Genomic DNA, 23932 nt, shown 5'->3' with positions numbered 1-23932 from the left:
CAGCGGGCCCGGCTCCGTGCAGCGGCGGGGTGCCGGGTGCGGGGCTTCGCGGGAGGCGACCCCCCGCACCCGGAGGGTCACGGCCGGCCGGTGACCACCGCGGCGAGGACCGTGCCGTGCGCGAACGCGCCGGCCGCGGTGAGCTCGGCCAGGGCCCAGAGCAGCTTGGCCACGTAGATCCGCTCCACCGGGAGGCCGTGGCGGGAGCCGAAGTCGGCGGCGAAGGCCTCCAGCTCGGCCGGGACCCGGGCGTAGCCGCCGTGGTGGAAGTCCTCGGCCAGGGTCCACGCGCCGGCCGGGCCCCCGAAGGCGGCCGCCTGGAGGGAACGTATCTCCGCGGCCAGGAAGCCGCCCGCCAGGACCGGAACCCCGAGCGCCCGCTGCCCGGGGGCCAGCCCGGCCGCGAGGCCCGCCAGCGTCCCGCCGGTACCGCAGGCCACCGCCACCACGTCGGCGGCGCCGCGCAGTTCACGGCCGAGTCCGGCGCAGCCGTGCAGGGCGAGGGCGTTGCTGCCGCCCTCGGGGACCACGTACGCGCCGCCCGCGCCCGCCGAGTCCACCAGCCGGGGCAGCTCCTGCGGGTCGGCCTTGCGGCGGTACTCCGACCGGGACACGAAGTGCAGCCGCATCCCGTCGGCGGCGCACCGGGCGAGCGAGTCGTTCAGGGGCCGCCCGGCCAGCTCGTCACCGCGCACGATGCCGACCGTCCGCAGCCCGAGCAGCCGCCCGGCGGCGGCGGTGGCCCGCAGGTGGTTGGAGTACGCCCCGCCGAAGGTGACCAGGCCGTCGTGGCCGGCGTCCAGGGCCGCGCGCAGGTTGGGCGCGAGCTTGCGCCACTTGTTGCCGGGCAGCTCCGGATGCACGAGGTCGTCCCGCTTGAGCAGGAGCCGTACGCCGTGCCGGCCGAACCTGTCGTCGCGGATCTCCTGCAGGGGCGACGGCGGGCGCGGCTGCAGGAGCGCGTCAACGTTCGGGGGGTGGTTCACCCGTCCATTGTGAAGCGCCCGCCGCGCCCCGAGCCGCGGCACGTCCACGCCCGGTGCCGGTCCCCGCCTCAGCGAGCCATCCAGGGGACGCGGCAGGAGTGCGGGGCCGAGCCCTCCGGGCACAGGGTCTCGATCACCGTCCGGCGGATCGCCCGCCATGTGCGCAGGGAGCACGCCAGACGGACGCGCAGCTCGACCGGGCGGCGTGCGCCGCTGCTGAGGCCGGGATGTTCCGCGTCCCACTGTTCCGCGAGGAAGTCGTACATGTCGGCGGTCGACAGCCCGCTCCCCGGGAAGGTGTCGATGACGGTCCCGCCGACGATGCGGGCGCTGCGGGGGCCCACGGCGTCCTCGACGAGCCGCCCGACCCAGGCCAGCCCCTGTTCGTCCGCGTACAGGCCGAACCTCAGCTCGCGTGTCCTCATCGCGCCCCGCCTTCGAAGGCGGTGGTGAACCAGGAGTGCACGGGTGCGAGCGTGGGTGAGGCGGGCCGGCCGCCCACCGTGGCCAGGAGCCGCCAGTAGCGCTCGGTGAGCGGGTCGGCGGTGGCATGCAGGCGGGCGAGGAGCCAGCGGCGCAGGCCGCCTTCGCCGGCCCGCCCGAAGGCGTCGGCGTAGAGGCCGCCCAGCGCGCCGGCGAGGGACCCACCGGTGGCGGAGGCCGGCAGGAGGCCTGCGGACACGGCTTCGCCGACCCGTTCGCGCATCGCCCGGTCGATGGCCTCGTGCAGGGCGCCCACCTCGTCCGGCCCGGAAGGCTCCTGCGCCTGCTCCTCGGCCGTGCGGCGCAGTGCCGCACGGAAGTCCGGGTCCTGGCAGAGCCCGGCGAGTTCCACCCAGGCCTCGATCTGTTCGGGCGTGGGGTCGTCGGGGAGCTCGGGTACGGCGGAGCGCATCAGGCTCACGAACTCGGGGTTGGTGTCGAGGCCTTCGAAGGTGCTGTCGACGAAGCCGGACACCAGGCGGTGCTGTTCGGTCCGGGAAAGCGTGGCGAGTCGGTGCATGAGGTTCATCTCCATGGGGGTGGGGCCGCGTCCGGCGATCGCGCGGAGCACCGCCCGGCGCAGGCGGAGCGTGTGGATCTGCACGTCCAGGGCGTTCGCGTGGGCTTCCGCGACGTCGGGTACGGATGCCTCCCGGTCCAGCACCCTGCGTACGGTCGCCAGATCGAGCCCGAGATCGCGCAGCGTGCGGGCCAGGTCCAGGCGGGCGAGCGCGTCGGGTCCGTAGAGCCGGTAGCCCGCCGGGCTCCGGCCGGCCGGCGGGACGATGCCCTTGTCGGAGTAGAACCGGACGGTCTTCACCGACAGGCCCGTCCGGCGGGATAGCTCTCCGATGGAGTAGAGCGTGTCGCTGTCCATGCCCCCACCTTCATGTCTCCCCCCACGGGAGACTCAACCAGGGGCGGCACCTTCGGGCCACGGGTTTTCCGCTGCCGGGCGCGGCCTGGTTGCGCGGGGCGCGGGGCCCGCCTCGTGAGGTCCTCCCGGGGACGGGCCGCGCGCGGTGGGACGAGCTACTTCAGGCGCTCGGCGATGCGGTTGCGCAGGGAATCCATCGTGAAGCCCCTGGGGTCGACCTTGCCGGGCTGCCATTCGCGGTGGCCGATCACCGAGCGGGCCGTCCAGCGGTGGATCCGGCAGACGGCCGCGGAGGCGCGGGCGATGGCGTCGAGCTGGACCGCCGGCCAGGGGTCCTCGCCGTCGCCGAGGTTCTCGCACTCGAAGCCGTAGAAGTGGCGGTTGCCGTCGGTGTCCGTCTCGTTGTCCGGCGGCAGCCGCTTCTCGGCGATCACCGCGGCCAGGACGTCGGAGTCGCCGGCGCCCGCGTGGTTGGCGCGGCCGTAGCCCACGAGGTGGACGCGGCCGTCCTTGGCGATCACCCCGTGGCAGAGCGGGCCGGGGAGGTCGCTGTGGCCGTTCCGGCAGAGCTCGACCGTGTACGGGGTGCCGCGGGTGACGGTGTGGTGGATCATCACCCCGTGCACGGGCCCCCAAGGGCCCTTGTGGTTGCGGTTGTGGGTGCGCCAGGCGCCGACTTCGACGACGGTCAGGCCCTCGTGGCGCAGTGCGTTGATGAAACGGTCCGCGGACATGGGTGCGGCCATGGCCGCCTCCTTCGTTGCGGTGCGCGACGGGCACCCTCTGTGCCCGTCTCGTCACCCTCCGGTTTAGTGGAGGCGGCCCTTCCGCGGCTAGTGCATTCGTACGGCGAGCGAGCCGATCCGGCCAGGGATCAGGCCGATGCGAGCCACAGGTCCGGGCCGAAGACCTCGTAGTGGATGTCGGCGGCCGGCAGGCCCTTGGCGATCAGCTGCTCGCGCACGGCCCGCATGAAGGGGAGCGGCCCGCACAGGTAGGCCTTGGTGCCCGGGGCGAGGGGGACGGCCGAGAGGTCCATGCGGCCCTCGCCGTCGCCCGGCTCCGCCGACTCCTCGTACCAGAACCGGGCCGAGGCGTCGGGGAGCTTGTGCGTCAGCGCCCGGTGGTCGCCCCGCAGCGGATGGTCGGCGGGCGAGCGGTCGGCGTGCAGCACGGTCACCGGGGCGGTGTGCCCGTTGTCGGCCAGGTGCTCCAGCATCGAGAGCATCGGGGTGCAGCCGATGCCGGCCGAGGCGAGCAGCACCGGGGCGGCCGAGTCCGCCAGGACGAGGTCGCCGTACGGGGCCGAGACGCGCAGGGTGTCGCCGGTGCGGACCCGGGCGTGCAGGTGGTTGGAGACCTCGCCGTCGGGGCCGGCGGCGGCCGGGCCGTGGACCCGCTTGACGGTGATCGCCCGGACCGCGGAGCCCGGGGAGGTGATGAGGCTGTACTGGCGGATCTGGCGGGCGCCGTCCGGGAGTTCGACCTGGACCGAGACGTACTGGCCGGGCCGGTGGGCGGGCGCCGGGGCGCCGTCGGCGGGGGCGATCCGGAAGGTGGTGCAGTCCGCCGTCTCCGCCACCCGGTCGGTGACGGTCCACTCGCGCCACACGTCGCCGGCGACGACCCGCTGCTCGGCGTAGAGGCGCTCCTCCAGGGCGATCAGGGCGTTCGCCATCAGCCAGTAGACCTCGTCCCAGGCCTCGGCGACCTCGGGGGTGACGGCATCGCCGAGGACCTCGGCGATCGCCTCGAAGAGGTGCCGGTGGACGACCGCGTACTGCTCGCGGGTGACGCCGAGGCTGGCGTGCTTGTGGGCGATGCGGCCGAGCATCACGTCGGGCCGGGTGTCCGGGTGGGCGAGAAGGTGGGTGGCGAAGGCGGCGACGGAGCCGGCGAGGGCCTGCTGCTGGAGGCCGGCCTTCTGGTTGCCCCGGTTGAAGAGGTCGCGGATCAGTGCCGGGTGGGCCGTGAAGAGCTTGGTGTAGAAGAGCCCGGCTATGTCGCCGATCGCCGCCCCGACGGCGGGCAGGGTGGCTCGTACGGTGGCGCTCGACTTCTCGGACAGCATGCGGAACTCCTCGTGTGATGGACGTGACTGTGTGAATGTGCATCTAAGATGCTTATTTTTGATCGCAGAAGGACCGACGTGATGCGGACTTCTGTTCGAACTTCCGTTCGATCCTTCGTCGGGCCGGTCCCGCGGGCGGCGGTAACCGGCCATCCGGCCCGGACGGGTCAGGGGCTCCCGGATCCGGTCGGCGCCCTGCTCGAAATGCCCAGCAGGAGCGGTCCGGTGGGCGATGCCACCAGGTCGTTCACCGTGAGCGGGTCCAGCGCGGCGTAGAAGGCCTCCTGGGCCCGGCGCAGCGCGCCGCGCAGGATGCAGGCCCCGCGCAGCGGGCAGGGGGTGGTGCCTTCGCAGTCCACGACGTCCCCCTCGCCCTCCAGTTCGCGCACCACCGCGCCGACCTGCGCGGCGCGCCCGGCGGCGGTCAGGGTGAGCCCGCCGCCGCGGCCGCGCCGGGCCTCGACCAGGCCGAGGTGCTGCAGCCTGGCGACCACCTTGGCGGTGTGCGTGTAGGGGACCTCCATGGTCGCCGCCACGTCACGGGTGGTCGGGAGGTCCGTCTCCTCGACGGCCAGGCGCATCAGGACGCGCAGTGCCAGGTCGGTGAATCGGGTCAGCCGCATGAGGCCACCCTAGGGAAACTTGCATCCTTGATGCAAGTTAGACCTTCGCGGGGCTCGCGCCTGGCCGAAATTGATGGGATACGTGGGGCGGAAGGGGCTCGTGAGGGAGATGGGTGACCCCAAAGGGTGCCCCGCGCCCGGACGGGGTAGTCCCACCCTTTTGTGTAATGGTCCGACCACGCTCCGTACTGACAGGCTGCACCCGCAGATCCATGGAGTGATCGAAAGGGAAAGACATGTCGGTCCAGGCAGGTTCCGAGTCCGAGGCCCAGACACCGCAGCGCAGTCTTGGGACGACGGCCGCACGGAACTTGGCAACCACGACCAAGTCCGCGCCGCAGATGCAGGAGATCACCTCGCGGTGGCTCCTGAAGATGCTGCCGTGGGTGCCGGTGCAGGGCGGCACGTACCGCGTCAACCGCAGGCTGAGCTACTCGGTCGGCAACGGCGTCGTGGAGTTCGTCAAGACCGGCACCCAGGTCCAGGTGATCCCGGCCGAGCTCGGCGAGCTCCCGCTGCTGCGCGACTACGAGGACCTCGACGTCCTCGGTGAACTCGCCCGGCGCTGCCGGCAGATCGACTTCGAGGCCGGCCAGGAACTGACCTCCTTCGGCAGCCCCGCCGACCAGGTCTTCCTCCTCGCCCACGGCCGCATCGACCAGATCGGCCCCGGCCCCTACGGGGAGGACGCCGTCCTGGCGACCGTCGCCGACGGCGCGTACTTCGGCGACGAGTCCCTCGTCGATGAAGAATCGATTTGGGAGTACACCGCCCGCGCCGCCACCTCCGGCACCGTGCTCGCCCTGTCCCGGCAGGACTTCCAGCTCCTCGCCGACCGGGTCGAGTCGCTGCGCGAGCACGTGGAGGACGTACGGACCCGGCCCGACCGGGAGACCAACAAGTACGGCGAGGCCGCGATCGAGCTCTCCGCCGGCCACCAGGGCGAGGCCGTCCTCCCCGGCACCTTCGTGGACTACGAGGCCCGGCCGCGCGAGTACGAACTCTCCATTGCACAAACGGTCCTGCGGGTCCACAGCCGCGTCGCCGACCTCTACAACCACCCGATGAACCAGACCGAGCAGCAGCTGCGGCTCACGGTCGAGGCGCTGCGCGAGCGCCAGGAGCACGAGATGCTCAACAACCGCGACTTCGGTCTGCTCCACAACGCCGACTACGACCAGCGCATCCAGCCGCACGACGGCGCACCCAGCCCCGACGACATGGACCAGCTGCTCAGCATGCGGCGCGGCTCCAAGCTGTTCCTGGCGCACCCCAAGGCGATCGCCGCCTTCGGCCGCGAGTGCAACAAGCGCGGCATCTACCCGGAGTCGGTGGACATCGGCGGCAACCGGGTGCCGGCCTGGCGCGGGGTGCCGATCTTCCCGAGCAACAAGATCCCGATCAGCGACGCCCGGACCACGTCCATCCTGTGCATGCGCACCGGCGAGGACGAACAGGGCGTGATCGGGCTCCACCAGCCGGGCATCCCGGACGAGATCGAGCCGAGCCTGTCGGTCCGCTTCATGGGGATCAGCGAGCAGGCGATCATCTCCTACCTGGTCACCGCCTACTTCTCCGCCGCGGTGCTGGTGCCGGACGCGCTCGGCGTGCTGGAGAACGTCGAGATCGGCCGCTGGCGCTGACCGCGGTGAACGCCATCGCGACCGGTGAGGGTCAGGACGCCGCGGCCCTGCTGGAACGGACGAGAGAAGCGGTCGACCCGCAGCTGCGCCGCACGGTCGAGAGCCTGCCGGGTTCGATGCGGCGCGTGGCGATGTACCACTTCGGCTGGGAGCACGAGGACGGCAGCCCCGCCTCGGGCGGGGCCGGGAAGGCCATCCGGCCGGCCCTGGTGCTGGCCGCCGCCCAGGCCCTGCGCGGGCCCGGGGCCGGTCCGGCCGAAGAGGCCGTACGGGCGGCGGCGGCCGTGGAGCTGGCCCACAACTTCACGCTGCTGCACGACGACATCATCGACAAGGACGTCCGGCGCCGGGGCCGTCCCACGGCCTGGACCGTCTTCGGGACACCGGACGCCATCATCACGGGCGACGCGATGATGGCCCTCGCGCTGCGGCTGCTCGCGGAGGACCCGCATCCGGCCGCCGCGGCGGCCTCGGCCCGGCTCGCGGCCTGCGTCATCGAGCTGTGCGCGGGCCAGCAGGCGGACTGTGCCTTCGAGCAGCGTCCGCAGGTCACGCTCGACGAGTGCCTGGACATGGCGACGGCCAAGACCGGGGCGCTGCTGGGCTGCGCGTGCGCGCTGGGCGCCCTGTACGCGGGGGCCGGGCCGGACGAGGTCGACGCCATGGACGCCTTCGGGAGGGAGGCGGGGCTGGCTTTCCAGCTGATCGACGACCTGATCGGCATCTGGGGGGATCCGGGGCACACCGGCAAGCCCGCCGGGGCCGACCTGATCGCCCGCAAGAAGTCCCTGCCGGTCGTGGCCGCCCTCACCTCGGACACCGCGGCGGGTGCGGAGCTGGCCGCGCTCTACGCGGGCCCCATGGCCGGGGACGACGTACTCCGGGCGGCCGAGGCGGTGGACCGGGCCGGCGGGCGCGACTGGGCGCAGGCCCAGGCCGCGGACCGGATGGGGCGGGCGGTCCAGCAGCTGTCCCGGGCCGTTCCGGACCTCGGGGCGGCGGGCGGGCTGCTGGCACTCGCGGAGTTCGTGACGCGCCGTACGAGATGAGCGCGCGGGGGGTGCGAGCCGTTCGGGGAAGCCCGGGGGAGGGGGCCGGGACACCCCCTGGGCCCGTCCCGGTACCGCACGGTGCCGGAACGGGCCTTACCGCATGTCTGTGTCAACTCTAGGATCGCTCACGGTTTTTGACGCGTGAGTGAAGGGTGTGACCAGTGGTGCTGGAGATACGTCAGGCGGATCAGTCGGACCGGGACGCCGTGGCGCGGCTGCTCGACGAGGCCTTCCGTACCGACCCGGTGAGCAGCTGGGTCTTCCCGGACCCGGAACACCGGGCCGCGGTGCACGGGAAGTTCCTGGGCGTCTTCGTGGACGTGGCGCTGGAGGAGGGCCGGATCGACTACGCCGTGGACGGCTCGGCGGCCGCGCTGTGGCTGAGGATCCCGGCGGGCGTTCCCGAGGGTGAGGACGAGGTCCCGGCGAGGATGCGGGCCGTGGCGGACCCGGACAACGAGCGGTGCGAGCTCGTCGGGCGCCTCACGGGCGCGGTGCACCCGACGGCGGAGGAGCACGAATACCTGCTGATGATCGCGGTCGCCCCGGGCCGGCAGGGGCAGGGGCTGGGGAGCGAGCTGATCCGGCCGGTGCTGGAGCGCTGCGACCGCGAGGGCGTACCGGCGTACCTGGAGGCGAGCAGCGAGCGCAGCAAGGGGCTCTACGAGCGGCTCGGCTGGGAGTTCACGGGACAGGCGGTACGGCTTCCGGAGGGGCCGCTGATGTGGCCGATGTGGCGCAAGGCGCGCGGCTGACGGCCGCGGGTCCGGCCCGGGAGCAGAAGCCCCTTGCCTAACCACTGCAAGCGAAGTACTTTATGCGACGTGCCTCGGTGCGACGGCACTCCCCAGCGAAAGAGAATCGCTTGCGCAAGCTCACGTACCTCATCGCCACCTCCGTCGACGGGTTCATGGCGGACCCGGACGGGGACGGCGACTTCTTCAACGACTACCTGGACCCCGAATACCTCGGGTACCTCACGACCGAGTACCCCGAGACCCTGCCGACCCACGCCCACGAGACGCTGGGCGTCGACATCTCGAAGGCCCGGCACTTCGACGCGGTCGTCATGGGGCGCGGCACCTACGACCCGGCCCTCAAGGTGGGCGTCACGAGCCCCTACGCCCACATGAAGCAGTACGTGGCCACGCGCTCGATCGCGGTCACCCCCGACCCGGCGGTCGAGCTGATCAGCGGGGACGTGGCGGCCCGGGTGCGGGAACTGAAGGCCCAGGACGGGCTCGGCATCTACCTCTGCGGAGGTGCGGACCTCGCCGCCCAGGTGGTCGAAGAGATCGACGAGTTCGTGATCAAGACCTACCCGGTCCTCACCGGGACCGGGACGCCCCTCACGCGGGCCGGCTTCGCCCGGCGCGACCTGGAGCTGACCGGGGTCAAGGCCTTCGGCGGCGGGCAGGTCGTGACCACCTACGCGCGCAGGCGCTGACCCGCCGAACGCACGGAACCGGCCTACCGTGGAGGTATGGCCGGTGAACAGCAGCACCACGCGCACGAGACGGTGGCCCCGCAGGCCGGGCACGAACAGCAGACGTGCCCGGCGTGCGGGCGCCGCGTCGACACGGTGGTCAGGCGGCGCAAGTCCCTCGGGATCTTCATCCCGGTGTGGGGCCGGGGTCCCTGCCGGAACCCCGACTGCCCCGATCACATGGATCCCGAGGAGCGGTGACTCAGCCCTTGGCGGCGAGATCCTTCGCACCCAGACCGGAGGCGAAGCCGTTGGCCCAGAGCTGGTTGACCCGTGCCCGCTCGGCGGAGTTCGGGTTGGCGTTCGTGCACGAGGTGCCCGGGCCGCCGCCCGACATCAGCTCGCTGCACGGGCCCGAGTAGTGGTCCGGCAGACCCAGCACGTGGCCGGTCTCGTGCGCCGTCACCCGGGTGGAGTTGTACTGCTGGTTCTGCCGGTAGTCCAGGAAGATGTAACCCCGGCCGTGCCCGTCCGTGCTCGCGTACGAGCCACGTGAGTCGTTGCCCTCGCGGTACGAGAAGTTCCCGCCCGAGGACACCTCCTGCAGCTTCACGTTGGACACCGAGCCGTTCCAGATCTGCGTGGAGCGGGCTATCTGGCTGCGGAAGCTCGGGGCACTGCGGGTGTTGTACGTGACGGTCACGGCCAGGGCGCCCGGGTTCGCGGCACGCTGCTCGGCGACCGCGCGCTGCACGGCCTCGAAGAAGGCGGCGTTGGCGGCCGCGTTCTCCGGCGAGCTCTCGTACGCGGCGTAGCTCACGGCGTTTCCGACGGGGGCGGGCGCGGCGGTGGCGGTGGGGACGACACCAAGGGTGGCGGCGAGGCCGAGGCCGACGGTCGTGGCCAGCATGGCCTTACGGGAGTGGCGCATGTGGGGGAGCTCCTACTCGTCCGGTGCGGTGGGGGGTGGTCTTTCGAACCGGAGTCTGCGGGAGGGGAAGTGCCCGGCGGATGATGTCACTCCCCGATAGCGCGAACCTATCGGGGAGATTTCGGCAGCCCAACTAGCGTGAGAATGGCGGGATTCGGGGGGCTATCGGTGGCTGGTGCGGTCAGCGGTGACCGGCCTACCCTCGGGGGATGGAGCTTGAGGTCAGGCACCTGCGCGCGCTGTGCGCCATCGCCGACGCCGGAAGCCTGCACAAGGCCGCCCGGCAACTCGGCGTGAGCCAGCCCTCCCTGACGACCCAGCTGCGCCGCATCGAACGGGCCCTCGACGGCGAGCTGTTCCTGCGCGAGCGGACCGGCTGCCGGCCCACCCCCTTCGGCCGGACCGTACTGGGCCGCGCCCGCCCGCTGCTCGCCGAGATGGCCGCGCTGGTGGCGGAGGCCCGCGAACTGGCCCACGCCTCGCGGCTGCGCATCGGCTCGACCGCCAGCAGTGCCCTGCCGGGCTGGCTGCGGCGCATCCACCGGCGGCTTCCGGACACCGAGACCTCGCTCGTTGTCGACGTCTCCGCCAACGCGCTGCTCAGGATGGTCGCCGCGGGACAGCTGGACGTGGCTTTCGTGCACGAGGTGGAGGGCAGCCCGCTGCGGGTGCCGCCCGGGCTGCAGATCCACGTACTGATGGAACGGGAGCCGCAGTTCGTGTCGATGTCCCGGGACCATCCGGCCGCCGGGCAGGCCGTGGTCTCCTTACGGGACCTGGCCGCCGACCGCTGGATGGTCGACCCCTCGGTCGACGGCGAGTGGGACGGCCTGCGCCGGGTCTTCGCCGGGGCCGGACTCGATCCGCCGGTGCTGCACGCCGACTACCACACGGCGACCTCGCTGATCATCTCCGGCGAGGCGGTCGCCCCGTGCCAGCCGACCTCCGGGCCGCGCGAGGACATGGCGATCCGGCCGCTCTGCGGGGACCCCCTCGCCGTGCGCCTGCTGCTGGCCACCAGACCGGGCGCGCACGCGGAGGTCTACGAGGACCTGCGCGCCGCCTATCGCGAGGCCGCCCTGCGGACGCCCCCGTACCGGGCCTGGCTCCACCACCACGCGAGCCCGCTGCTGGAGGTGGCGTAGCCGGGCCCCGTACCGACACGGGCCGTGTCCGCAAAGTCCCGCCCGCCCCGCTACTTTGCGGACACGTCCTAGGCTGTCCCCTCCGGCCCGGGCCCCGTCGGCGGCCGGCCGCTCCGCTGCGGACGTGACGCAGGTCACGGGAACTCCGCCCCGGGTGCCGGACAGCCGACAGGAGTGACGACAGAGATGCGAACCCGGGTGCGGTCCGGGGATCCGGACGCCTATGCGGAGCTGTTCGACAGCTACGCCCGCACCCTCTACAACCACGCCTTCCGGATGACGGGCGACTGGGCCGCCGCGGAGGACGTCATGTCGGCCGCCTTCCTGGAGGCATGGCGGCTGCGCGGCACGATCGACCCCGAGGGCGGCTCGCTGCGGCCCTGGCTGCTGGGCATCGCCACCAACCTCGCCCGCAACCACTGCCGCAGCAACCGGCGCTATCGGGCCGCTGCCGCCGCCACGGCGGCGGCCGGTGCCGCATCCGTGCCCGACCACGCCGAGGAGGTGGCCGGCCGGCTGGACGACCGGCGGCAGATCGCGGCCACGCTCGGGCAGCTGAGTGCGCTGCGCGGACCCGAACGCGAGGTCCTCCTGCTGTGCCTGGGGGAGGGCCTGGAGTACGCGGAAGCCGCCCGAGTCCTCGGCATCCCGGTCGGAACCGTCCGTTCCAGACTGTCCCGGGCCCGTACGAAGCTCCGCAAACTCGCTGAAACAGAACTGAAGAAGAAAAAGCGGGAACTCGCGGCCCGGCCCCGACAGACATATGGCGACCGCACGAACACGGTCCGGTCCGCACAGGAAGGAACCCGATGAACCCCGACCTCTCCCGGCCCCGGCCGGCCGGCGGGGAGGAGCACCCGCTCCTCCTGCCGTTCGCCGAACGGGAACTGCCCGCGGGCCGCCACCAGTTCCACAAGGAGCGCCTGATGGCCCAGATCCACGAAGACCTCCGAGCCGCCGACGTCGCCGCCACGGCCACCCCCGCCCGTGGCACCGGGGTGCGCAACCCGTTCCTGCGCCGGGCGGTCTTCGTGCCCGCAGCGGCCTTCGCGCTGGCCGGCGTGCTTGCCGCCGGCTTCCTCTCCTACGTGAGCCGGGGCGCCCCGGACGGACCCGGTTCCACCGTCGCCACGGGCCCGGCGCTGACCACCCGGATCGGTACCGCCGACCCCAAGGGGGTACCGCAGCTCCTGGACCGCATCTCGCTGGCCTCGGCCTCCGCATCGGCCTCCGGCCCGGCCGTGCGCGCGGACCAGTTCATCTACATCGGCAGCAAAGCGGCCAACACCTATGTGAAGACCGTGGGCCACAAGAGCACCCTGGTCAGCCAGCCGCTGCACATGCGCCACCAGTGGAACTCCCCGGACGGCAGCAAGGGCTGGCTGATCGAGCCCGGCAACACCGGACCGGAGGGCGTGACCCTGGCGGGCCCCGACGAGAAGGGCAACACCCCGACGCCGTACCTGAACGCGCCCTCCCACGACTACCTCGCCACCCTGCCCACCGACCCCGACGTGCTGCTCCGGCGGATCTACGAGGAGACCAAGGGCATGGGCAACGGCCCCGACCAGGAGGCCTTCACCACGATCGGCGACCTGCTGCGCGGCAGCTACCCGCCGGCCGAGCTCACGGTCGCGCTCTACCGGGCGGCGGCGAAGATTCCCGGCGTGGTGACGGTCGACGACGCGGTCGACGCCGCGGGCCGCAGCGGCATCGCGGTCGCCCGGCTCGACGAGCACAGCGGCCAGCGCGAGGAGTGGATCTTCGATCGCCAGACACTCACCTTCCTCGGCGAGCGCAGCGTCCAGGTGCAGGGCGAGTCCGGCGAACAGGGCCTGATCAAGCCCGGCACGGTCGTGTACACCACCGCCATCATGACCCGGACGGTCGTCGACCGGATCAAGGAACTGCCGCCCACGGCCCGCTGACCGCCCACCGGGCCCGGGACGGCCTAAGGCCGTCTCTTTCGGATCTTGCCTGACCCTCCCCCAGCCCCAGGGGGCTGGGAGGTGCCCCCTGCCGCCTGGCACCGCACCTCGCCGCGTTGTCGGAGCACCCAAGTACGTCCAGTACTCGGGTGCTCCTCCGCCTTGCGAGGCACGGCACCAGACGACGCGGGCTTGACCGGCAAGATCCAAAAGAGACGGCCTAGCGCCGCGCCCGGGCCCGGTCGTACGCCAGGGACGCGGTCCCGTGCGCCAGCAGGACCGCACCCGCCGCCGCCCAGCCCGGGCTGCGGCGGCGGGCCGCCCAGGCCAGCAGGGGCGCGCCGGCCGCCACTTGGGCCGCGCCCAGCCGCCGGGCCCTCGGGCCGCGGATCCACGGGCCGAGCGGGCCCCGCTCCACCGAGTCGAGCTCGGCCCGTACCGCGTCGCGCCAGCCGGACCACTCCAGCGTCTCCACGCCGGGAGCCACCCGGGCCGCAGCCCGCAGCCGGTCGGCCGATTCGCCCGGGGCGAGCCCGGGCGGCAGGGCCAGACCGGCACGCGTGAGCAGGGCGACCAGCGCGAGCAGCCGGGCCTCCCCGTCCACGGCGGGGTCGGCGCCGGCGCGGGTGAGGCGCTCCAGTTGCTCCAGGTCGTGTACGGGGTCCAGGCCGAGCCGCGCCGACAGGGCCCGCATGGCGTCGGGCTCGCCGGCCGGGCGCCCCGCCGCGTCCCACGCGTAGGTGACGGTCCGCCGGAACCCGCCGGCCAGGGCGAATCCCGTCCGGCCGTCCTGCCACCACAGGCTCAGCACCGGCCGGTCGGTGCCGATCGCGATCGCCGAGCCCCAGCGGGAGAGGACCTCCGTCAAGGACTCCGGGCCGTCCCGCCACGGCTTGTCCTCGGGGACGAGCACGCTCCAGGCGCCGGCCGGGGCCAGCAGCAGGCGTACGCGCAACAGGTGTGCCGGGGGCCGGACGGCAAGGGGTTCGGCGCGGCAGAGCAGCATTCCGCCGGTCGCGGCCCTGGATATTGGCATGCCCACACAATAGTGCAAAACACCCCGAATCGTGGGGTTTCGGGAGGGCGCTTGACTTCCCTCAACCGCGATATATCGTGTTAGCAGAAGACGCGATATGTTGCGTGCGTCGAGCCCGGTCCGTGAACGCACGAGGAGGATCAGCACCATGGCAGAGCAGTCGCCCGAGTCGTCGTCGTCACCGTCGACGTGGCACTTCGACGAACCGCAGAAGCTCACCTTCGAGGAGCCGGTGACCGAGCTCCGCGTCCGCCTCGTGAGCGGCACGGTGAACGTGGTCGCCGCCGAGGAGGGCCCGGCCCGCCTGGAGGTGACCGAGGTGGACGGACCGCCGCTGTACGTCGTGCAGGACGGCGGCACGCTCACCGTCTCCTACGAGGACCTCCCCTGGAACGGCTCCCAGGGCCTCAAGCAGTGGTTCGAGACCAAGCCGTGGAAGGCCTGGGCCGGTTCCGCCTCCGGCCGCAAGGCCTGGGAACGCAGCGTCGCGATCACCCTCACCGTGCCCGCCGCCACCCAGGTACACGTGGCCGCGGTCGGCGCCGCCGTCTTCGTCTCCGGCATCTCCGGCGGCACCGATGTCAACGGGGTCTCCGGTGACGCCACGCTGGTCGGGCTGTCCGGCCGGGTCAAGGCGCACACCGTCTCCGGCAGCGTCGAGGCCCAGTCGGTCTCCGGCGAGTTCGGCTTCCATTCCGTCTCCGGCGGCCTGACGGTGGTCGACGGCTCGGGCGGCAACGTGCGGGCCGACTCGGTCAGCGGCGACATGCTCATCGACCTCGCCGCGGACCCCGCCCACGCCGAGCCGGTGGAGATCTTCCTCAACTCCGTCTCCGGGCAGGTCGCGATCCGCCTCCCGCACCCCGCCGACGCGAAGGTCGAGGCCAACACCGCCACCGGCCGCGTCTCCAACGCCTTCGAGGACCTGCGGGTCTCCGGTCAGATGGGCGCCAAGCGGATCACCGGAACCCTCGGCTCCGGCGCCGGCACCCTGCGGGCGACCACGGTCTCCGGGTCGATCGCGCTGCTGCGCCGCCCGCAGGCCGACGCGGACCGCCCCGCCGCCCCCCTCGAGCTCGACAAGAAGGTGCTCTGACATGCCGCCCGTCTTCGCCCACGGCCGACTCCGCCTGTACCTCCTCAAGCTGCTGGACGAGGCCCCGCGCCACGGGTACGAGGTGATCCGCCTGCTGGAGGAGCGCTTCCAGGGCCTGTACGCGCCCTCCGCGGGCACCGTGTACCCGCGACTGGCGAAGCTGGAGGCCGAGGGCCTGGTCACGCATGCCACCGAGGGCGGGCGCAAGGTGTACTCGATCACCGATGCCGGCCGGGCCGAACTGGCCGACCGCGGCGGCGAACTGGCCGACCTGGAGCTGGAGATCCGCGATTCGGTCACCGAGCTCGCCGCCGAGATCCGCGACGACGTCAGGGGCGCGGCGGGTGACCTGCGCCGCGAGATGCGGGCCGCGGCCTCGGCGTCGGCGACGCAGGTCGAGGACGAGTCCTGGAAGGCCGCCAAGGAGGACCTGCGGAAGGCGCGGCAGGAGTGGAAGGAACAGGCGCGGCGGGCGAAGGATGAGAGCCGCCGCGCCCGCGAGGAGGCGCAGCAGGCCCGCCGCCAGGCCAAGGAGGCCCAGGAGCGGGCCCGCGAGGAGGTCCAGCGCATCGCGGGCCAGCTCCAGGAGCAGTTCGCCAAGTCCGGCGGCGTCCTGGGCAGTCTGGCCGGAGCCTGGCTCGGGGGCGGTACGCAGACCACGGCCCCGGCGGGTGCGGAGCCCCGTACGGCGGCGGACGGGACGTACGGGACGGGCGCGGCGGCCGCGGACTGGGCGGCCGACCTGGCGCCCACGGGCGACCCGGCGCGTGACCTGGACCGGCTGCTGGACCGGTTTCGCGACGAGGTCCGCGATGCGGCGCGGGACCGCGGGGTGACGGCGGCCCAGGTCACCGAGGCGCGCCGCCACCTGCAGGCTGCCGCAGGCCGGCTGGGCACCACGTTCGGGGCCAGGCCGTAGCCCGCCCGCAGCGCCGCCGCCGGGGCGCCGCCCCGGACCCCGCGCCTCAAACTCCCCCAGCTACCGCTGGGAGGTGCCCCCGGGCGGGGCTGAGAGAGCGGGGCTCCGCCCCGGACCCCGCGCCTCAAACGCCGACGGGGCTGGAAGTGCGCGGCTCCGCCCCGGAACCCCGTGCCTCGGACTCCCCGGGCTGCCGCGAGAGGTGCCCCTGGCGGGGCTGGATGTGCGGGTGGACGGTCAGGCCGCCAGGCCGGTTTCGGCCGTGCTGTAGGTGATGCCGTGGTCCGAGAGGACCTCGGAGACGGTGCCGGGGCGGGAGATCAGGGCCAGCAGCAGGTGCAGGGTGCCGATGTGGTTGTCCTTGCGGCCCAGCGCGATGCGCAGGGACTGCTCCAGCACCTTCTTCGCCCCTTCGGTGAAGGGGACGCGGTAGCTGCCGGTGCGGTCGTCCGCGGCTTCGCGCCCGAGGGCGGAGCGGATCGAGGCGCCCAGGGTCCGCCTGCGGGGAGCGGGGGTCGCGAGGGCGCCCTGGCCGTGGGTCTCCTCGATGCGGGAGACGATCTCGGTGAGGTCGATGCCGAGGCCGGCCAGCGCCTCCTCGTCCGCCCGGGACATGCCGCCCCGGCGGCGGGCCGCCGTGAGGTCGGCGGACACCGCCGCGCGGTCCACACCGAGCGGGTCCAGGGTGCCCAGGGCCAGCAGGGAGAGCAGCAGGTGTTCTTCGGTGACGGTGGGGGCCCCGGCCTGCCGGGCCTCGGTCACCGCCCCGGTCACGGTCGACCGGGCGTCGCGGGTGAAGCGTTCGAACATCAGAGCCTCCCGTATTTCTTGTGCACGGCCTGCCGGCTGACGCCCAGCTCGGCCGCGATCTCCTGCCAGGACCACCCCTGCGCGCGGGCGCTGCGTACCTGTACGGCCTCCAGCTGCTCGAGCAGCCTCCGGAGGGCGGCCACGGCACGCAGGCCCACGCGCGGGTCACGGTCACCGGCCCGTTCGGCGAGATCAGTGGCTTCGGTCATGGATGTCAATGTAGGTTGACGCGAGAGGTTCGTCAACCCTCGTTGACATCCAGGGCGGTCAGGGGGTGAGGACGATCTTGCCGAAGAGGTCGCCCGACGCGAGCTTCTCGAATCCCTCGCGCGCCCGGTCCAGCGGCAGCACCTCGTCGATGACCGGCCGCAGCCCTGTGTTCGCGCAGAAGGCGAGCAGGTCCTCCAGCTCGTCCTTCGAGCCCATGGTCGAGCCGACCACCTTCAGCTCCAGGAAGAAGATGCGGGTCAGCTCGGCGTGCGCCGGGCGGTCGCCGCTCGTGGCGCCGGAGATCACCAGGGTGCCGCCCGGACGCAGGGACTTCACGGAGTGCGACCACGTGGCGGCTCCCACCGTCTCGATCACCGCGTCCACCCGCTGCGGCAGGCGCGCACCCGGCTCGAACGCCTCCGCCGCGCCCAGCTCCACGGCGCGCTTGCGCTTGGCCTCGTCCCGGCTCGTGGCGAACACCCGCAGGCCGGCCGCCTTGCCGAGGGCGATCGCGGCGGTCGCGACACCGCCGCCGGCGCCCTGCACCAGGACGGAGTCCCCGGGGCGGACCCCGGCGTTGGTGAACAGCATCCGGTACGCCGTCAGCCAGGCCGTCGGAAGGCAGGCGGCCTCCTCGAAGGTCAGCTCGGCGGGCTTGCGCAGCACGTTCCAGGCGGGGACGGTCACCTGCTCGGCGAAGGTCCCCTGGTAGCGCTCGGTCAGGATCGAGCGCGGCTCGTCCGGGCCGACCCCGTGGCCGCTCTGGCCGATCACGGAGTGCAGGACGACCTCGTTGCCGTCCTGGTCGATCCCGGCGGCGTCGCAGCCGAGGATCATCGGGAGTCTTTCCTCGCCGAGGCCGACCCCGCGCAGCGACCAGAGGTCGTGGTGGTTGAGGGAGGCGGCCTTGACGTTCACGGTCACCCAGCCCGGCCGGGCCTCGGGGGCCGGGCGGTCGCCCAGCTCTAGGCCGTTCAGCGGCTGGTCACGGTCGATTCGGGCGGCGTAGGCAGCGAACATGCGGCGACGCTACCGCTCGGTAGGGGCGGGTTCCAGTCCCTCGGGGACCGCCCGCCTGAGGCCTTCGTCTCAGCAGCCCCGGCCACCCCGCCCGTGCCGGCCCCGGCGGGGGACGGGGACGGTCCGCCGGGCGGGCTCCCGATGCAGTGCAGAACAAGGAGAACCTGTGCCGTACTTGAGCGAATCGGACCCCCGCCGGGACCGGGCCGGGCCGGGCACGCGGTCAGGCGATCTGTGGCGGATGAACGGAAAGGCCCGGCCGGAGGGGATCCGGTCGGGCCTTTTCTCGTACTGCTCAGGTCCGGTCTCAGACCAGACGGGCCACGCCGTCGGCCTTGGCCGCGGCGGCCACGGCGTTGGCGACGGCCTCGGCCACGCGCTCGTCGAACGGCGACGGGATCACGTAGTCGGCGGCGAGCTCGTCACCCACGACACCGGCGATGGCGTCGGCGGCGGCGATCTTCATGCCCTCGGTGATCCGGGTGGCGCGCACCTTGAGGGCACCCGCGAAGATGCCCGGGAACGCCAGAACGTTGTTGATCTGGTTCGGGAAGTCCGAACGGCCCGTGGCCACGACCGCCGCGTACTTGTGCGCGACGTCCGGGTGGACCTCCGGGTTCGGGTTGGCCATGGCGAAGACGAACGCGTCCTTCGCCATCGAGGCCACCGCCTCCTCCGGGACCGTACCGCCGGAGACGCCGATGAAGACGTCCGCGCCGTTCAGCGCGGTCTCCAGGGAGCCCGTCTGGCCGGTCTTGTTGGTCAGGCCCGCGATCTCCGCCTTGACGTCCGTCAGGTCGGAGCGGTCCGCGGACACGACGCCCTTGCGGTCGGTGACGCAGACGTCGCCGATGCCCGCGTCCACCAGGATCTTGGCGATGGCGATACCGGCCGCGCCCGCACCCGAGATCACGGCGCGCAGGTCGCCGAGGGTGCGACCCGTCAGCTTCGCGGCGTTGCGCAGCGCGGCGAGCGTCACGATGGCGGTGCCGTGCTGGTCGTCGTGGAAGATCGGGATGTCCAGCGCCTCCTGGAGGCGGCGCTCGATCTCGAAGCAGCGGGGCGCGGAGATGTCCTCCAGGTTCACCCCGCCGAAGGACGGAGCGAGACGGATGACCGTCTCGATGATCTCGTCCGTGTCCTTGGTGGCGAGCGCGATCGGAATCGCGTCCACGCCGCCGAACTGCTTGAAGAGGATCGCCTTGCCCTCCATCACGGGGAGGGAGGCCTCGGGACCGATGTCACCGAGTCCGAGCACGGCCGTACCGTCGGTGACGACGGCGACCACGTTGGACTTCCAGGTGTACTCGTTCACCAGCTCCGGCTGCTCGGCGATGGCGGTGCACACCTTCGCCACGCCGGGCGTGTACGCGAGGGAAAGGTCATCCTTGTTGGTGACCGGCACTGTGGCCTGGATGGCCATCTTGCCGCCCCGGTGCAGCGCGAACACCGCGTCCGGGTTGTTGTCCGTGACGCTGTCACTGCGAGGGTTGAAGATTTCCGCTGCCACTTCGTGTGACCCCTTAAGTCCTTTGAATCGTTGAGGGTGGCCACTCCTGGTTAAGGGGTGGGCGGGCACCGCGTCCGTACTCCGCGTCAACGGTTGGCCCGTCTCCGCGAAGGGGAGGTTCGTACGCGCGGGCGCGCCGCACGCGCGCCCTGAGCCCCGGATGAGGGGTGTAAGGATCTGTTCTACCCGAAGAACGCTCGCCCAGACGAGTCGATTCCCGCTCAACTGTAGGTCCCTTGCCCGGCTTTTGGCGAAAAGTCCAAACCTTGCCGTCCAGTGGGCGAGACGCCCAGGAGAAACTTCGGCAAAACCAGCAGGTCACAGCAGTATCTGCGGCTTCGAACCCCCTTCCCCGCAGTCCTGTTGGGCTACCCCGGGCGCCCGTTATGCGATTTTGACCTGACGGGCACCCTGAATGTCTCAGTCCGAATGGCAAGATGCCGTAATCACACAAGGTCGCGACACTCGATGGTGCGTGTTCGACCGTTTTTCGTTGCTTTTCCACCAGCGCCGGAGGAACCAAGCCATGACCGCTAGCACCACCCGTCGTACGACCGCCGCACGGTCCCGGATCGCCGCGGTCGGCGCGATCGCGGTCGCGGGCGCCCTGATCCTCACCGGCTGTGGTGACCAGACCGACAAGGCCTCCAGCACCCCGTCGGGCGCGGCCGCCAACAGCAGCGCTCCGCTCTTCTCCAAGCTCCCGAAGAAGATCCAGGACGCCGGTGTCATCAAGGTCGGCACGGACGCCACCTACGCGCCGATGGAGTTCACCGAGGGCGGCAAGATCGTCGGTGTCGACCCCGACGTGGCGGCGGCCATGGCCAAGCAGCTCGGCGTGCAGTTCAAGTTCGAGTCCGGCACCTTCGACACGCTGATCGGCAGCATGCAGACGGGCCGCAGCGACCTGGTCATGTCCTCGCTCACCGACACCAAGGCCCGTCAGGAGGGCCTGGACGACAAGGGCGCCAAGACCGGTGCCGGTGTCGACTTCGTCGACTACTTCTCCTCCTCGACCGGCATCCTGGTCAAGAAGGGCAACCCCCAGGGCATCAAGACCCTCGACGACCTGTGCGGCAAGACGGTCGCGGTGCAGCGCGGCACCACGTACGAGGAGTCGGCCAAGACCCAGGCCGAGAAGTGCAAGACGGACGGCAAGGGCGAGCTCAAGATCGAGTCCTTCCCGACCGATGCCGAGGCCCAGACCCGCGTGAAGGCCGGCGGCGCCGCCGCGGACCTGAACGACTCCCCGGTCGCCGCGTACATCGCGCAGACCGCCGGTGGCGGCAACGACTTCGAGGCCATCGCCAACCCGACCGACGCCGGTCTCTTCGGCATCGCGGTGGACAAGAAGAACACCCAGCTGCGCGACGCGCTCAAGGAAGCCCTTGACGCGGTCATCAAGGACGGCACGTACAAGGCCGCCCTGGACAAGTGGAACGCGGGCTCCGGCGCCGTGACCGAGGCCAAGATCAACGCCGGTTCCTGATCTCCGCGTACCACCGCAGCACACTGAAGGGCAGTCACTGTGACTGACAAGCTCGACAAGGTCCCGGGCCCGGCGGACACCCCGCCGGCCGGGGCCGTCCCCCCCGAGGCCATCAAGGCCATCCCGGTGCGCCACTACGGCCGCTGGATCAGCGCCGTGGTCGTCATCGGCCTGGTCGTGGCGCTCGCCGTCGCCTTCTCGCAGGGCAACGTGCGCTGGGCCACCGTGCCGGAGAAGCTGTTCGACCCGACGATCCTCCGCGGTGTCGTCAACACGGTCTGGATCAGCATCACCTCGATGGCCCTGGGCCTGGTCCTCGGTATCCTCTTCGCCGTCATGCGGCTCTCGAAGAACCCGGTGACCAGCACCATCGCCTGGTTCTACATCTGGCTGTTCCGCGGCACCCCGGTGTACGTGCAGCTGCTGATCTGGTTCAACCTCGCCCTGATCTTCCCGATCCTGAACCTCGGGTTCTACAAGGACGAGATGACGCAGGTCATGACCCCGTTCCTGGCGGCCCTGCTGGGCCTGGGCCTGAACGAGGGCGCGTACATGGCGGAGATCGTCCGCGCCGGCATCCAGTCGGTCGACGAGGGCCAGACCGAGGCCTCGCACGCACTCGGCATGACCCGCACGCAGACGATGCGCCGCGTCGTGCTGCCGCAGGCCATGCGGGTGATCGTGCCGCCGTCGGGCAACGAGTTCATCAACATGCTCAAGACCTCCTCGCTGGTCGTCGCGGTGCAGTACTTCGACCTGCTGCGCGCGGCCCAGGACATCGCCTCGACCTCGTTCGCGGTGATGGAGATGTTCTTCGTCGCGTCGATCTGGTACCTCGCCCTGACCAGCGTGTTCAGCGTCGGCCAGTACTACCTGGAGCGCCGCTACGCCCGTGGTGCGCTCCGCTCGCTGCCGCCGACACCGCTGCAGAAGATCAAGGCGAAACTGTCCAGCTTCTCGAACCGCAAGGCGGTGGCCTGATGACGACTGCCATGGTGAAGGCCGAGGGCGTCCACAAGTCCTACGGTGCGGCGCACATCCTCAAGGGCATCGACCTGGAGGTCGCCCCGCGTGAGGTCTTCTGCCTGGTCGGCCCGTCCGGCTCCGGCAAGTCGACCTTCCTGCGGTGCATCAACCACCTGGAGCAGGTCAACGCGGGACGGCTGTACGTCGACGGGCAGCTCGTCGGCTACCGCCAGAAGGGCGACAAGCTCTACGAGCTGAAGGACAGCGAGGTCGCGGCCCAGCGCCGGGACATCGGCATGGTCTTCCAGCGCTTCAACCTCTTCCCGCACATGACGGCCATCGAGAACGTGATGGAAGCCCCGGTCATGGTCAAGGGCGAGTCCAAGGCGGTGGCGCGCGAGCGCGCCGTCAAGCTCCTGGACCGGGTGGGTCTCGGGGACAAGGGCGGGAACTACCCGACCCAGCTCTCCGGCGGTCAGCAGCAGCGTGTGGCGATCGCCCGCGCGCTGGCCATGGAGCCGAAGCTGATGCTCTTCGACGAGCCGACCTCGGCCCTCGACCCGGAGCTGGTCGGTGACGTCCTGGACGTCATGCGGGACCTCGCCGAGTCGGGCATGACCATGATCGTGGTCACCCACGAGATGGGCTTCGCCCGCGAGGTCGGCGACAACCTCGTCTTCATGGACGGCGGCGTGGTCGTCGAGTCCGGCCACCCCCGCGACGTCCTGGGCAACCCCCAGCACGACCGGACGAAGGCGTTCCTCTCCAAGGTGCTGTAGCTCCGAGAGGCTGTGGTCCGCGCCCGCGGACCGGTGAGGGGCGGTACGGGATCCCGTACCGCCCCTCAGCCGTTCCGAGGTCCCTACTTCAGACCTAGGACCAGCGCGTCCGAGGGGGAGCGCCAGACCGTACGGGCCTCCGCGAAGCCCGCGGCGCGCAGGGTCTCGGCGTGCCAGGTCTCGGAGGGGGTGTCGCCGTCCGCGTGCTCCCCGTAGATCTCGAAGCGCTGCTTCACCTGCTCGGCGAGTGCCGGTTCGGCGCCCGCCAGCGCCCACCATTCGCGCCAGTCCACCGCTCCGGCCGCCTTGGCCCGGTCCATGCCGGCGTGCCGGTGGGCGTGCTCGGCGGCGTCGATGCGCGGGGTGGCCGGGTCGGGCATGTGGTCGGCGTTCATGAACACCCCGCCCGGGGCCAGCAGCGGCGCGAGCTGCCCGTACAGGACGGCCAGGTCCGCGCTCGGCAGCCAGTGCAGGGCCGTGGCCGTCAGGATCGCGTCGAAGGAGCCGTGGGGGAGGGCGGCGCGCCAGTCGGGGTCCTTGAGGTCGGCGGTCACGAAGGTGACCCGTGCGTCGCCCGCGAAGTGGCCCTCGGCGATGGTCAACAGGGCGGGGTCGAGATCGACGCCCGTACTGGTGGCTTGCGGGAACCGCCTGAGGACGCGGTCCGTGATACTTCCCGTACCGCATGCGAGATCCAGCACCCGGGGGGCGGGTCCCACCAGTGCCTCGACCATGTCCAGCATCACGCGGAACCGCTCCTCGCGGTCGGGCATGTACCACTCCTGCTGCCGGTCCCAGCTGTCCTGCCAGGCCTGCCAGTCGGTCGTGCCCGTCGCTTCGGTCGTATCCGTCATCCCGATCCCCTCCGTACGTAATACCCTCGAAGACGTCTCAGCCGTTACCGGAGACACTAATCCGCAGCCGTAAGGACT

At 71.8% G+C, this 23932-nt stretch carries 26 protein-coding genes; 13 read left to right on the top strand and 13 right to left on the bottom strand.

Annotation, left to right across the window (positions count from 1 at the left end; all coding sequences use genetic code 11):
• Window positions 1-77: 77 nt before the first annotated feature.
• The 6 genes from KO717_RS12410 to KO717_RS12385 form a co-directional block, all read right to left on the bottom strand.
• Entirely contained in the window at window positions 78-986 is a 909-nt protein-coding gene (locus tag KO717_RS12410; protein ID WP_301366523.1) for a 1-aminocyclopropane-1-carboxylate deaminase/D-cysteine desulfhydrase, read from the bottom strand.
• 68 nt (window positions 987-1054) lie between these two features.
• Window positions 1055-1411 carry a hypothetical protein gene (locus tag KO717_RS12405; RefSeq protein ID WP_301366522.1) on the bottom strand — a complete coding sequence of 119 codons (357 nt, stop codon included), beginning with the start codon at window positions 1409-1411 and terminating at the stop codon, window positions 1055-1057.
• Window positions 1408-2346: a MerR family transcriptional regulator gene (locus KO717_RS12400; RefSeq protein ID WP_301366521.1), complete on the bottom strand. Its 939-nt coding sequence runs from the start codon at window positions 2344-2346 to the stop codon at window positions 1408-1410. Before KO717_RS12400 ends, KO717_RS12405 begins: the two co-directional genes overlap by 4 nt.
• Before the next feature lie 155 nt (window positions 2347-2501).
• Entirely contained in the window at window positions 2502-3092 is a 591-nt protein-coding gene (locus KO717_RS12395; protein ID WP_301366520.1) for an N-acetylmuramoyl-L-alanine amidase, read from the bottom strand.
• A 128-nt stretch (window positions 3093-3220) separates the two neighbouring features.
• Complete coding sequence (locus KO717_RS12390) at window positions 3221-4417, bottom strand: globin domain-containing protein (protein ID WP_301366519.1); 1197 nt, start codon at window positions 4415-4417, stop codon at window positions 3221-3223.
• A 167-nt stretch (window positions 4418-4584) separates the two neighbouring features.
• On the bottom strand, window positions 4585-5040 hold the full coding sequence (locus tag KO717_RS12385) for an RrF2 family transcriptional regulator (protein WP_301366518.1): 456 nt from the start codon (window positions 5038-5040) through the stop codon (window positions 4585-4587).
• Between the two features lie 236 nt (window positions 5041-5276).
• Between KO717_RS12385 and KO717_RS12380 the strand changes: the two genes are divergently transcribed.
• The 5 genes from KO717_RS12380 to KO717_RS12360 all read left to right on the top strand — a co-directional run bounded on the left by KO717_RS12380 (window position 5277) and on the right by KO717_RS12360 (window position 9422).
• Window positions 5277-6683, top strand: coding sequence for a family 2B encapsulin nanocompartment shell protein (locus KO717_RS12380; RefSeq protein WP_301366517.1), 1407 nt, complete (start codon window positions 5277-5279; stop codon window positions 6681-6683).
• On the top strand, window positions 6674-7732 hold the full coding sequence (locus tag KO717_RS12375) for a family 2 encapsulin nanocompartment cargo protein polyprenyl transferase (RefSeq protein WP_301374490.1): 1059 nt from the start codon (window positions 6674-6676) through the stop codon (window positions 7730-7732). Before KO717_RS12380 ends, KO717_RS12375 begins: the two co-directional genes overlap by 10 nt.
• Window positions 7733-7896: 164 nt before the next feature.
• Window positions 7897-8490 (top strand): GNAT family N-acetyltransferase, encoded by a 594-nt coding sequence (locus tag KO717_RS12370; protein WP_301366516.1) that lies wholly within the window; start codon window positions 7897-7899, stop codon window positions 8488-8490.
• Window positions 8491-8600: 110 nt separating this feature from the next.
• Complete coding sequence (locus KO717_RS12365) at window positions 8601-9182, top strand: dihydrofolate reductase family protein (RefSeq protein ID WP_301366515.1); 582 nt, start codon at window positions 8601-8603, stop codon at window positions 9180-9182.
• Between the two features lie 36 nt (window positions 9183-9218).
• Window positions 9219-9422: a hypothetical protein gene (locus KO717_RS12360; protein ID WP_301366514.1), complete on the top strand. Its 204-nt coding sequence runs from the start codon at window positions 9219-9221 to the stop codon at window positions 9420-9422.
• Window position 9423: 1 nt separating this feature from the next.
• Here the strand turns inward: KO717_RS12360 and snpA are convergent, their stop codons facing one another.
• Window positions 9424-10092: a snapalysin gene (gene snpA / locus KO717_RS12355; protein ID WP_301366513.1), complete on the bottom strand. Its 669-nt coding sequence runs from the start codon at window positions 10090-10092 to the stop codon at window positions 9424-9426.
• Window positions 10093-10301: 209 nt separating this feature from the next.
• Between snpA and KO717_RS12350 the strand changes: the two genes are divergently transcribed.
• The 3 genes from KO717_RS12350 (at window position 10302) to KO717_RS12340 (ending at window position 13165) form a co-directional block, all read left to right on the top strand.
• On the top strand, window positions 10302-11237 hold the full coding sequence (locus KO717_RS12350) for a LysR family transcriptional regulator (protein WP_301366512.1): 936 nt from the start codon (window positions 10302-10304) through the stop codon (window positions 11235-11237).
• Between the two features lie 186 nt (window positions 11238-11423).
• Window positions 11424-12050, top strand: coding sequence for an RNA polymerase sigma factor (locus KO717_RS12345; RefSeq protein WP_301366511.1), 627 nt, complete (start codon window positions 11424-11426; stop codon window positions 12048-12050).
• The gene (locus KO717_RS12340; protein WP_301366510.1) at window positions 12047-13165 is read left to right on the top strand and encodes a CU044_5270 family protein; all 1119 of its coding nucleotides are present in this window, start codon (window positions 12047-12049) and stop codon (window positions 13163-13165) included. The genes KO717_RS12345 and KO717_RS12340 overlap by 4 nt, the downstream gene beginning before the upstream one ends.
• A gap of 220 nt (window positions 13166-13385) precedes the next feature.
• On the opposite strand, the gene KO717_RS12335 is transcribed toward KO717_RS12340, so the two are convergent.
• The gene (locus KO717_RS12335) at window positions 13386-14195 is read right to left on the bottom strand and encodes a hypothetical protein (RefSeq protein WP_301374488.1); all 810 of its coding nucleotides are present in this window, start codon (window positions 14193-14195) and stop codon (window positions 13386-13388) included.
• Between the two features lie 154 nt (window positions 14196-14349).
• Here KO717_RS12335 and KO717_RS12330 point away from each other — a divergent pair, with 154 nt between their 5' ends.
• Window positions 14350-15297 carry a DUF4097 family beta strand repeat-containing protein gene (locus tag KO717_RS12330; RefSeq protein WP_301366509.1) on the top strand — a complete coding sequence of 316 codons (948 nt, stop codon included), beginning with the start codon at window positions 14350-14352 and terminating at the stop codon, window positions 15295-15297.
• Window position 15298: 1 nt separating this feature from the next.
• Window positions 15299-16216 carry a PadR family transcriptional regulator gene (locus KO717_RS12325; RefSeq protein WP_301366508.1) on the top strand — a complete coding sequence of 306 codons (918 nt, stop codon included), beginning with the start codon at window positions 15299-15301 and terminating at the stop codon, window positions 16214-16216.
• 237 nt (window positions 16217-16453) lie between these two features.
• On the opposite strand, the gene KO717_RS12320 is transcribed toward KO717_RS12325, so the two are convergent.
• From KO717_RS12320 to KO717_RS12305, 4 genes are all read right to left on the bottom strand, one after another.
• Complete coding sequence (locus KO717_RS12320; protein ID WP_301366507.1) at window positions 16454-17026, bottom strand: Clp protease N-terminal domain-containing protein; 573 nt, start codon at window positions 17024-17026, stop codon at window positions 16454-16456.
• Window positions 17026-17235 carry a helix-turn-helix domain-containing protein gene (locus KO717_RS12315; RefSeq protein WP_030013034.1) on the bottom strand — a complete coding sequence of 70 codons (210 nt, stop codon included), beginning with the start codon at window positions 17233-17235 and terminating at the stop codon, window positions 17026-17028. The genes KO717_RS12320 and KO717_RS12315 overlap by 1 nt, the downstream gene beginning before the upstream one ends.
• 58 nt (window positions 17236-17293) lie before the next feature.
• Window positions 17294-18256 (bottom strand): zinc-binding dehydrogenase, encoded by a 963-nt coding sequence (locus KO717_RS12310; protein ID WP_301366506.1) that lies wholly within the window; start codon window positions 18254-18256, stop codon window positions 17294-17296.
• A 307-nt stretch (window positions 18257-18563) separates the two neighbouring features.
• Complete coding sequence (locus tag KO717_RS12305) at window positions 18564-19766, bottom strand: NAD(P)-dependent malic enzyme (RefSeq protein ID WP_437184497.1); 1203 nt, start codon at window positions 19764-19766, stop codon at window positions 18564-18566.
• Window positions 19767-20292: 526 nt separating this feature from the next.
• Between KO717_RS12305 and KO717_RS12300 the strand changes: the two genes are divergently transcribed.
• From KO717_RS12300 to KO717_RS12290, 3 genes are read left to right on the top strand one after another with little or no spacing between them, the layout of a single operon-like run.
• Window positions 20293-21255: an ABC transporter substrate-binding protein gene (locus KO717_RS12300; protein WP_301366505.1), complete on the top strand. Its 963-nt coding sequence runs from the start codon at window positions 20293-20295 to the stop codon at window positions 21253-21255.
• A 39-nt stretch (window positions 21256-21294) separates the two neighbouring features.
• Complete coding sequence (locus KO717_RS12295; RefSeq protein WP_406085053.1) at window positions 21295-22236, top strand: amino acid ABC transporter permease; 942 nt, start codon at window positions 21295-21297, stop codon at window positions 22234-22236.
• Entirely contained in the window at window positions 22236-23000 is a 765-nt protein-coding gene (locus tag KO717_RS12290) for an amino acid ABC transporter ATP-binding protein (RefSeq protein WP_030009417.1), read from the top strand. Before KO717_RS12295 ends, KO717_RS12290 begins: the two co-directional genes overlap by 1 nt.
• A gap of 83 nt (window positions 23001-23083) precedes the next feature.
• On the opposite strand, the gene KO717_RS12285 is transcribed toward KO717_RS12290, so the two are convergent.
• The gene (locus KO717_RS12285; RefSeq protein ID WP_301366504.1) at window positions 23084-23854 is read right to left on the bottom strand and encodes a class I SAM-dependent methyltransferase; all 771 of its coding nucleotides are present in this window, start codon (window positions 23852-23854) and stop codon (window positions 23084-23086) included.
• Between the last annotated feature and the right edge of the window lie 78 nt (window positions 23855-23932).

The sequence above is a fragment of the Streptomyces xanthophaeus genome, assembly GCF_030440515.1.
Classification (GTDB): Bacteria; Actinomycetota; Actinomycetes; order Streptomycetales; family Streptomycetaceae; genus Streptomyces; species Streptomyces kutzneri.
The sequence above is the reverse complement of the archived record's forward strand: the minus strand, read 5'-3'. Positions and strand labels throughout refer to the sequence as shown.